Raw genomic sequence first — 390 nt, forward strand, 5'->3', positions numbered from 1 at the left:
CCGGATTGGCAAAGCTATTGCTTTGCGCAGGCCAGCAGCGCTACGTTGCGCGGGCGGGTTTCGTCTCCGCCTGTCTCGCTAGTAGCCGACATTAAATTTAGTTCCCTGGGTAATAGGTTTCCACCTGATGCAAAGCCGTTGCCAGCCAATCGTCCCGTGTTTGCCTGATGGGCATGGCGCTTTAGTTCGTCAGCCTGCCATGCTCCTAAAGGCCTTCCACTGTCCACGCCGCGTCCGGCGTCCCAACCACGGATAAATTCCCCACGAAGGTCGAGCGTCCCATTGAGTCCGTCCGCCATTAACCAGCCGTCCGGGCAAGCAAGTGCATGGAAAAACGCATACATGCCCGATGGTGTTCCGGCAGCTGCTTTCCACACTCCGGATTGGCAA

The 390-nt window shown here is 57.7% G+C and carries 1 pseudogene; it reads right to left on the reverse strand.

Annotation, left to right across the window (positions count from 1 at the left end):
* Positions 1 to 14: 14 nt before the first annotated feature.
* A pseudogene (locus PuT2_RS16155) lies at positions 15 to 390 on the reverse strand (hypothetical protein); the annotation flags it as partial.

Origin of the sequence: Pusillimonas sp. T2 (assembly GCF_002236805.1) — a bacterium.
GTDB lineage: Bacteria > Pseudomonadota > Gammaproteobacteria > Burkholderiales > Burkholderiaceae_B > Neopusillimonas.